At 69.2% G+C, this 721-nt stretch carries 1 protein-coding gene; it reads right to left on the reverse strand.

Translation table 11 applies throughout. The features are described 5' to 3' along the window. The coding region (locus AACY52_RS28860) for an HPr family phosphocarrier protein (RefSeq protein WP_339561152.1) at positions 1-721 on the reverse strand (721 nt) is incomplete at both ends.

The following is a 721-nucleotide window of genomic DNA, read 5'->3' on the forward strand; positions in this document are numbered from 1 at the left end:
GTGGGCCTCCAAAATAGCACGCGTCGGGCCGTGTGCCGTGGCGGCCTGACGTGTCATCTCGGCCGCAAGCGCGGCATGAGCGGCGGTGAAGGCGGCTTGTTCTTGCGCCACGCCGCTGCCCATCGGCAACACTTCGGGGTCGATCGCGCGGTGATGCCGCACTGGGCCGATCGCAAGACCGGGGGCCGCCGTCACGCCGACAAGTGCGCCTTCGGGCACATCGGCATTACGCGGCGCGATCGGTGGCGGCGCGGCAGGCGCGGGCGCTTCGTCCATGCCGCCGGAGATCAGCGCGACCAGCGCATCGAGCGCAGCGGTGCCGTCGCTGCCCTGCGCGGCCAGCGTGATCGTGTCGCCATGCCCAATGCCGAGTGCAAGTAGCCCGGTCGGGCTGAGCGCCGATGCAGTGCGCGCGTCCTTGCCGATCGTAATCGAGGCACCGAAGGCGCGGGCGCAGGCGGCAATGCGGGCGGCCGGGCGGGCGTGGATGCCGTGGGGCAGGTCGATGCGCAGTATGCGGCTTTCGGTGGCCGCATCGATGTCGGCGGATTCGCCCGTCGTGCCCTCAGCCGAAGCGACTTCGTGCACCATCATCAGCGGTGCACCGACGAGGATCGGGCCAACGCTCGCACGGTTGGTAATCTGATAGCCCTCGCTCTCGACGAGCAAGATCGGCGTGATCACGGCAGGGGCTTCACGCACCAGCAGATCGAGATCGAAG

The organism is Pseudomonas sp. EA_65y_Pfl1_P113 (genome assembly GCF_963970525.1).
Taxonomy (GTDB): Bacteria; Pseudomonadota; Gammaproteobacteria; order Pseudomonadales; family Pseudomonadaceae; genus Aquipseudomonas; species Aquipseudomonas tritici.